Raw genomic sequence first — 7,894 nt, forward strand, 5'->3', positions numbered from 1 at the left:
CCGGAGGCTTCGATGTCCACGCCCGTCGATCTCGCGTTGCGCGCCCCGGCGACATCCGGCGCCGCCGGCTGGCTGCGCCGCCACCCGGGCCTCGCGCTCGCCGCCGTCTATCTGCTGCTGAACGTGGTTGCCGTCGTCGCACCCGGATGGCTCGCACACTACGACCCGCTGGCGGCCGATCCGCTGTCCGCGCAGCTCGGCAGCAGCGCCGCGCACTGGCTCGGCACCGACCAGCTCGGCCGCGACATCTTCTCGCGCGTCGTGTACGGCGCCCGCTACTCGCTGTCGATCAGCGCGGCCGCGATCGGCGTCGCGACCCTGTTCGGCACCGTGCTCGGGCTGTTCGCCGGCCTCGCGCGCGGCTGGCTCGACGAGCTGATCACGCGCGTGCTCGACGTCGTGTCCGCCTTCCCCGACCTGCTGCTCGCGCTGATGCTGATCTCGTTCACCGGCCCCGGCGCGGTCAATCTCGTGTTCGCGCTCGGCGTCGCGTCGGTGCCGCGCTTCGCACGCGTGGTGCGTGCGCAGACCTTCGTCGTCGCGGCATCCGGCTATGTCGAGCACGCGCGCACGCTCGGCCTCGCACCGGCGGTGCTGGTGTGGCGGCACGTGTTGCCGCACGCGATCGCGCAGGTTCCGGTACTCGCGACGATCGGACTGGGCACCGCGATCATCGGCGCGTCGGGACTGAGCTTCCTCGGCATGGGGCCGCAGCCTCCCGCGGCGGAATGGGGATTGATGCTCGCCGAGGGCCGCAACTATCTGTACAACGCGTGGTGGATCGCGGTGTGGCCCGGCCTCGCGATCACCGCGGCCGTGATCGCCGTGAATGCGCTCGGCGGCTACTGGCAGGCCCGCTTCGAACGCCGGGAGGCAGCATGAGCACGATTGCATCCACTGCGCCGGCAACGCCGGTGCGCACCGCACCACTGGTCAGCATCGAAGGCCTGACGATCGGCTTTCGCGGCGCGCACGGCACGCGGCCCGTCGTCGGGCCGCTCGAGCTCGCCGTGCATGCCGGCGAATGCGTCGCGCTCGTCGGCGAATCGGGTTCCGGCAAGTCGGTCACCGCACGCAGCCTCGTCGGGCTGAACGGACCACACGCGGTGCTCGACGCCGCCCGCTTCGAGATCGCCGGCGCCGATGCGCGCGGCCATCGCGAGCGCGACTGGCGCGCGATACGCGGGTGCCGGATCGGCTACGTGCTGCAGGACGCGCTGGTGTCGCTCGATCCGCTGTGGCGCGTGCGCGACCTCGTGGCCGAGGCGCTGCGCGACACGCGCGGGCGCGACGTCGCGGCGCGCAGCGCCGACCTGCTGCGCGCGGTCGGCATCGACGACCCCGAGCGGCGGCTGCCGCAGTATCCGCACCAGTTGTCCGGCGGCTTGCGGCAGCGCGTGCTGATCGGCACCGCGATTGCGGGCGGCGCATCGCTGCTGATCGCCGACGAGCCGACCACCGCGCTCGACATGACCGTGCAGCGCCAGATCCTGTCGCTGCTGCGCGCGCGCCGCGATGCCGGCGACGCGGTGCTGTTGATCAGCCACGATCTCGCGGTCGTCGCCGAGCTCGCCGATCGCGTGCTCGTGATGCGCGCCGGCCAGGTCGTCGAACAGGGGCCGGCGCGCGACGTGCTGACCGCGCCGGCGCATCCGTACACGCGCGAATTGCTCGCGGCGATTCCCACCGCGGCATCGCGCGGGTTCCGGCTCGCGACTGCCGCGCGCGTTCCGCTGCCGCCGAAGCGCATCGATGCGCATGCACCGGTACTGGCCGTCGACGCGCTGACGAAACGCTACGGCGATCGCACCGCGCCGGCCGCGGTCGACGGCGTGTCGTTCACGCTCGCACGCGGCGAGACGCTCGGCATCGTCGGCGAATCCGGTTCCGGCAAGTCCACGGTCGCGCGCATCGTGCTCGGGCTCGTCGAGCCGGACAGCGGCTCTGTCGCGCTCGACGGCCAGCCGTGGAGCGGTGTGCCGGAAGCCGCGCGGCGCGCGCGGCGCGCCCGGCTGCAGCTGATCGCGCAAGACCCGTACAGCTCGTTCGACCCGCGCTACCCGGTCGGGCAGATCGTCGGCGAAAGCCTCGACGCGGCCGGTATCCGCGGCGATGCGCGCCGCCGCCGCGTGCTGCAACTGCTCGACGAGGTGCAACTCGGCGCCGGCTGCATCGACCGCTACCCGCGCGAATTGTCCGGCGGGCAGCGGCAGCGCGTCGCGATCGCGCGCGCGTTCGCGTCGAACCCGGCGCTGCTCGTCGCGGACGAGCCCGTCAGCGCGCTCGACGTGTCGATCCAGGCGCAGGTGCTGGATCTGCTTGCCGATCTGCAGGCCGAGCACGGCACCGCGATGCTGTTCATCTCGCACGATCTCGGCGTCGTGCATCACGTCGCCGACCGGATCCTCGTGATGCGCGGCGGCCGGGTGGTCGAAAGCGGCCCGGTCGAGCGCGTGTTCGGCGCGCCGTCGCACCCGTACACCGCATCGCTGCTCGATGCGCTGCCGACACTGCCGCCGCTGGCCGGCGCGCATGCCGCGCCGCCGCTCGCCGCGCTCGCATGAACCTTGCCCGTCCTCACCGAACCGCCACCATGAGTCAACCGATCCACACTACTCCCCGCCAGATCCATCTTGGCGCCATCATCCAGGGCGCATCCGGCAACATGTCCGCGTGGCGCCATCCGGATGCGGTCGCCGACGCGAGCATCAACGTCGATTTCGTCCGCACGCTCGCGCGGCAGGCGGAGGCGGCCAAATTCGACCTGCTGTTCGTCGCCGACGGGCTGCACATCAACGCGAAGTCGATTCCGCATTTCCTGAACCGCTTCGAGCCGCTCACGCTGCTGTCGGCGCTCGCGCTCGTCACCGAGCGGATCGGGCTGGTCGGCACACTGTCGACGTCGTACAGCGATCCGTTCACCGTCGCGCGGCAGTTCTCGAGCCTCGATCATCTGAGCGACGGCCGCGCGGGCTGGAACGTCGTCACGTCGCCGCTCGAAGGTTCAGCGAAGAATTTCTCGCGTGGCGCACACCCGGAGCACGCGCTGCGCTACCGGATCGCGTCGGAATTCCTGACGGTGACGAAAGGGCTTTGGGATTCGTGGGAAGACGATGCATTCGTGCGCGACAAGGCGAGCGGCGTGTTCTTCGATCCGGCCAAGCTGCACACGCTGAATCATGTCGGCGAGTTTTTCTCGGTGGCCGGCCCGCTGAACATCGGCCGCTCGCGGCAAGGGCGCCCGATCCTGTTCCAGGCCGGCGCGTCGGACGACGGCAAGGGTGTCGCGGCGGAACACGCGGACGCCATCTACACGCGCCAGGAGACGATCCCGCTCGCGCAGGCGTTCTACGCGGACGTTCAGCGACGGCTCGCCGCGCGCGGCCGCGCGCCCGACAGCCTGAAGGTGTTCCAGGGCATCAGCGTGATCGTCGCGGCGTCGGCCGCCGACGCCGAAGCGCAATACCAGGACACCGCGCGGCTCGTGACGATCGACAACGCGCTCGACTATCTCGGCCGCTACTTCGATCACCACGATTTCTCGCAGTACGCACTCGACGCACCGTTTCCCGACCTCGGCGACCTCGGCAGCAACCAGTTCCGCAGCACGACCGACTCGATCAAGCGCGACGCCGCCGAACGCGGCCTGACGCTGCGCGAGGTCGCGCTCGAGGCCGCCACGCCGCGCCCGAGTTTCGCGGGCACGCCCGAGCAGGTCGCCGACGGGTTGCAGGCGTGGGTCGACGCGCGTGCGACGGACGGCTTCATCGTACGCGGCGGCACGCCCGCCGCGTTCGCCGAGTTCGCTGCCCGGGTCGTGCCGGTCCTGCAGGAGCGCGGCGTGTACCGGCGCGATTACGCAGGCGCGACGCTGCGCGAGCATCTCGGGCTGCCGTATCCGCCGAACCGGCACGCCCGCGCGGCATGAGCGGGCGAGCATCGTGTGCGTGGCGGGGCGCGCCAATGCGACCCTGCCCTCGTCAATTGACTCGACGAGTGCATCTCGCGCATGCCGAGCGTTATCGGAATACCGAGACGAGCGGCAAAGCGGGATCGGCTGCCCATTCCTGTAACGAACCATCGTAGATGGAGACCTTGTCGTACCCCGCCAGCGTGAGTGCGAGGGCATTCACCGCGGCGGAAATGCCGCCGCCGCAGTACACGCAGACAGGGTGCGCGGCATCCAGCGAACCCAGCGCGCGCCGCAGACCGGGCGCCGTTTCGTAACGCCCGGTAGCGTCGAGCAAACTCCGCGCGGGGACGTTCACGCTCCCCGGAATATGTCCGCGCCGGGCATAACGGCTCGGCGCCGTTCCGGCATAGACCTCGGCCGACAGCGCGCAAACAAGCGAGGCGCGTACAGCGCCTGCGAGCATTGCTTCCACGTCAGCACGGTCGGCCCACATGCCCGCACGCTCGCGCACATCGAGGCGGCCGCGCTTCACCGCGCTCGCTGGCCCCGTATCGACCGGCAGGTTCGCCGCTCGCCACGCTCGCCAGCCGCCATCGAGCACCCGGGCATCGAGACCGATCCAGCGCAACATCCACCAGAGCCGCGCAGACCACAAGCCGTCGCCACGGTCGTATACCACCACGCGCGACGTGCTGGTCACGCCAAGCGCAGCGAGTTCGCGCGCGAGCACCGCCGGCGCGGGTCGCATGAACGAAAGCGTCTCGTGCGGCGCGCTCAAACCACTCGTGAAATCGGCATGGCGTGCGCCCCGAATGCGCTGGGCGAGCCAACCGTCGTGGCCGCTCGTCACCCGGTAATCTCCGTCGAAGCGCGGCGGCGGCAACTCCACATGGGCATCCAGCACGACCACGTCCGGTTCATCGAGACAAGCCGCAAGCTCGTCCGGGCCGACCAGGATACGTGCGCGTCGAGCGGCATCTGCCGCCGGGTTTTCCAGTCCAAAGGACGCTCCACCGTTCATCTGCCCACCTCCTTGTGACGCCGCGCCCCTAGCCATGCGAGCAGCCGCTGCCCGTCGTGGCTCCGAAACCAGCGTGCGTGACCGATCAGATAGCCGTCATACGCGGCAGAGACACCTGCGGCGTCTGCCAGAATATCCTCGAAATACTCGACTTCAAGCAACGCGAATTCCGTATGGACGATCGGCAGCAGCGCGACCAGCGCTTCGTGCTCCGCCTCGCTCAACGGCGCCAGCGACTCGTATCCGTCGAGCAACGCGGCGATATGCTCGTACTGGACTGCGCGTGCCGCAGGCGCGGCGAGCCAGTCGATCGTATTGCGCTCGATCGCGAGTGCGATATCGTAGACGGCGCAAGTCCGGTCCGCCAGGCCGAAGTCAAGGACCGTACGTACCTGTGCGCCGGGAGATGCATCGGTCCACAGCAGATTCGACGCGTGCCAGTCCCCGTGCGTCCAAAGCGGTCGCAGCGCCGGCAGCAACGGCACGAGCCGTGCGTGCAAAGGCGCAATGGTTTCGGCAACATCGGCACGCCAGTCGCGCGATGCCAGTGACCGCGCGAGTCCCGGTTGGGCGTCCACCCAGCGGTCGAGCGCGGCGTCGAGGCTCGCACTGCCAAGGACGCGAAAGCTCGACAGGAGCGGCTGCAATGCGCGGGCGGGGGCGTCGTAGTCGGCCGCGGCCCGATGCAGGCGCGCAAGCGTGCGGCCGGCCGACCATGCGTGGGTCGGATGAAAGAAGGGTTTCCACGACATCACGCCGCGATACGCGTCCATCCCGGGCGCAGCCGCGTGAACCTCCCACGTCCAGTCGCCACACGCAATCGCCGTGCGGCCCGCACGATCCGCCAGCACGTCGGGTACCGGCATGCCGCGGTTGCGCAAGTGCGCGATGAATGCGTGTTCCTCTGCGAGGCCACGCGCGCTGCGCAGACGGGCGTGGTGACGTTTCACGAACCATGTGCGGCCATCGAGCGTATGCGCAAGCACGGCTGCCGAAAACGGCCGGGGGCTATGCCAGGCAATCTTCGCGAGCGGCGCGAGGTCTGCGTAATCCGCGAACAGCCGTTCGACGTCATCACGCGTAACGAGTGGCCAATCGCGCACCGACGTCTCGCCGTCGACGGTGAATTGCGGCGGTACGTCCAGCACGCCCGTATCGCGTGCGCCCGTGTTCATCTCTGCCTTCACGGAAGGCGTCGGAGCGCGTCCGGTGTGGTACTTCATTGGATTCGTCCTATCGCATGCCATCAGATGCGGCTTCCCGATGCAACGTACGACGTCTCCCGTGCGGTGTCCGCACGCGACCAGTCACGCCAGCCGAGCGCCGCCAGAACCAGAAACAACGCGTAGAGCCCCGACGTGAGATACAGGCCCTTGTAGATGAATACACCGACATAGACAGCATCCACGGCGATCCACAACGTCCATGAAACGATGTAGCGTCGCGCGGTCCAGAGTTGTGCAACGAGGCTGAATGCCGCGAGCGATGCGTCTATCCACGGCAGCGCGGCGTCGGTATAGCGAGCCATCGCCGCGCCGAGCAATGCGCTCAGGCTCACCGCCGCGATCAGGTCGGGCGCGAGCTGTGCGAAGCGCACGCCGCTGACGGGCGCGACGGTTCGCGGGCCATCGCGGCCCGCATCGTCGCCGTGCCGTTGCTGCGCCAGCCAGCGCCACCAGCCGTACAGCTGAAGCGCGGCGAACGCGCCTTGCAGCAGCGCATCCGAATACAGCCTGGCGTCGAAGAAAATCCAGCCATACAGCGCCACCGACGCGAGCCCGATCGGCCAGCACAGCATCTTGCGACGCGCCGTGAGCCAGATGGCGAGCGCGCTGACGGCGACGCCGATGATTTCGAGTGCGGACATGATATGTGTCAGTTACCTTGTCTTGAATAAAACGCCGGCGGCCGCCTGGCGCGGCCCGAGCTCAGCGACCGGTGTCGTCGGGCAGGAACGCGTTGGTGAATGCGTAACGGCTCTGCGAGGCATCGCGCAAGACGCCATGTGTGCCGAGCCACTGCGCGTAGGGATTCAGGAGCGCCTCGCGTTGCACGCCCCACACGCCCTCGTGCGTCCATGTCGCACCGATCAGCGGCAGCGAGCGGCGCAGCAGCGATGTCGGAAAATAAGGAATGACGCGCTCGAGCGACGGCAGTCCTCGCAACGGCTCCCGCGCGACAGCGAGATAGCCGCGTCGCGCCGCCGCCAGAAAGCCGCGCACCAGCTCGCCGCGCGTTTCCAGCGTATCCTCGTGCGCGCCGAGCAGGTAGCTGTGATAGGCCGGCGCACCGATTTCATCGACGGGCCAGATGCGGCGTTCGCCGTCCGGTACGCTCGATGCGAATAGCGTATCCCATGCCCAATAGCTGCCGAACGACGCATCGGCCACGCCCTCGAGAAAGCTCTCGGGCGGCAGTTCACGCACGCCGCTGTCGACGATCGTCACCGCATCCGGATCACCGCCGTCATGTGCCACGAGATGGCGCACCATCGCGATCCCGCGCGGCGTCGGATTCATTGCCAGACGTCGTCCGGCGAGATCACGCGGTCGGGCGATGCCCGTCGCGGCCACGGTCTGGATCGTCTCCAGCGCCCGATGGTTGATCGCCGCAATGCTCACGAGCGGGTGACCCGCCTCGCGCTGCACGAAAAGGCGATTGCTCGGAAACACGCCGAAGTCCACGTCATGTCGCGCGAGATGCCCGAGCGCGTCACCGCGCGCCGGATCGGGAACGACGATTTCGACGTCGAGCCCCTCTTCCGCGAACCACCCCTCGTCGCGGGCCAAATAGAAGCCCGCTGCATTGGTCCACGGGTGAAAGTACTCGAGCATCAGAGTGATGCGGGTCATGCCAGGTTCTCCATTGGCTGATCGACGCCGTCGATCAGAAATCATAGGTCAACGACACGCGCGCGGTGCGCGGCGCGCCGGGGAACAGGTACGCGTCGCCCTGCTGCT

At 69.0% G+C, this 7,894-nt stretch carries 7 protein-coding genes; 3 read left to right on the forward strand and 4 right to left on the reverse strand.

Going from position 1 to position 7,894, the window contains the following annotated elements:
- Positions 1-12 precede the first annotated feature (12 nt).
- Genes DIE16_RS34790 through DIE16_RS34800 form a run of 3 tightly spaced genes read left to right on the forward strand, consistent with a single transcriptional unit; the run spans position 13 to position 3,928 of the window.
- A complete protein-coding gene (locus tag DIE16_RS34790) occupies positions 13-882 on the forward strand; it encodes an ABC transporter permease (protein ID WP_124894308.1) in 870 nt (289 codons plus the stop codon).
- Complete coding sequence (locus DIE16_RS34795; protein ID WP_124894309.1) at positions 879-2,564, forward strand: ABC transporter ATP-binding protein; 1,686 nt, start codon at positions 879-881, stop codon at positions 2,562-2,564. Before DIE16_RS34790 ends, DIE16_RS34795 begins: the two co-directional genes overlap by 4 nt.
- Positions 2,565-2,593: 29 nt before the next feature.
- A complete protein-coding gene (locus DIE16_RS34800; protein WP_124894310.1) occupies positions 2,594-3,928 on the forward strand; it encodes an LLM class flavin-dependent oxidoreductase in 1,335 nt (444 codons plus the stop codon).
- A gap of 91 nt (positions 3,929-4,019) precedes the next feature.
- On the opposite strand, the gene DIE16_RS34805 is transcribed toward DIE16_RS34800, so the two are convergent.
- The 4 genes from DIE16_RS34805 to DIE16_RS34820 all read right to left on the reverse strand — a co-directional run bounded on the left by DIE16_RS34805 (position 4,020) and on the right by DIE16_RS34820 (position 7,786).
- Complete coding sequence (locus DIE16_RS34805) at positions 4,020-4,934, reverse strand: sulfurtransferase (RefSeq protein WP_124894311.1); 915 nt, start codon at positions 4,932-4,934, stop codon at positions 4,020-4,022.
- Complete coding sequence (locus DIE16_RS34810; RefSeq protein WP_124894314.1) at positions 4,931-6,109, reverse strand: phosphotransferase enzyme family protein; 1,179 nt, start codon at positions 6,107-6,109, stop codon at positions 4,931-4,933. Before DIE16_RS34810 ends, DIE16_RS34805 begins: the two co-directional genes overlap by 4 nt.
- A 71-nt stretch (positions 6,110-6,180) precedes the next feature.
- Positions 6,181-6,801, reverse strand: a complete 621-nt coding sequence (gene pnuC / locus DIE16_RS34815) for a nicotinamide riboside transporter PnuC (RefSeq protein WP_124894312.1) — start codon at positions 6,799-6,801, stop codon at positions 6,181-6,183.
- 61 nt (positions 6,802-6,862) lie between these two features.
- The gene (locus DIE16_RS34820) at positions 6,863-7,786 is read right to left on the reverse strand and encodes an ABC transporter substrate-binding protein (RefSeq protein WP_124489210.1); all 924 of its coding nucleotides are present in this window, start codon (positions 7,784-7,786) and stop codon (positions 6,863-6,865) included.
- Positions 7,787-7,894: the final 108 nt, after the last annotated feature.

It is taken from the genome of Burkholderia sp. Bp9090 (genome assembly GCF_003857985.1).
In the GTDB taxonomy this organism is placed as follows: domain Bacteria; phylum Pseudomonadota; class Gammaproteobacteria; order Burkholderiales; family Burkholderiaceae; genus Burkholderia.

What these genes read in the sequence shown, in the direction of transcription:
- DIE16_RS34820 (WP_124489210.1), bottom strand. Translation starts at nt 7,786, where the DNA reads ATGACCCGCATCACTCTGATGCTCGAGTACTTTCACCCGTGGACCAAT.
- DIE16_RS34800 (WP_124894310.1), top strand. Translation starts at nt 2,594, where the DNA reads ATGAGTCAACCGATCCACACTACTCCCCGCCAGATCCATCTTGGCGCC.
- DIE16_RS34805 (WP_124894311.1), bottom strand. Translation starts at nt 4,934, where the DNA reads ATGAACGGTGGAGCGTCCTTTGGACTGGAAAACCCGGCGGCAGATGCC.
- DIE16_RS34810 (WP_124894314.1), bottom strand. Translation starts at nt 6,109, where the DNA reads ATGAACACGGGCGCACGCGATACGGGCGTGCTGGACGTACCGCCGCAA.
- pnuC (WP_124894312.1), bottom strand. Translation starts at nt 6,801, where the DNA reads ATGTCCGCACTCGAAATCATCGGCGTCGCCGTCAGCGCGCTCGCCATC.
- DIE16_RS34790 (WP_124894308.1), top strand. Translation starts at nt 13, where the DNA reads ATGTCCACGCCCGTCGATCTCGCGTTGCGCGCCCCGGCGACATCCGGC.
- DIE16_RS34795 (WP_124894309.1), top strand. Translation starts at nt 879, where the DNA reads ATGAGCACGATTGCATCCACTGCGCCGGCAACGCCGGTGCGCACCGCA.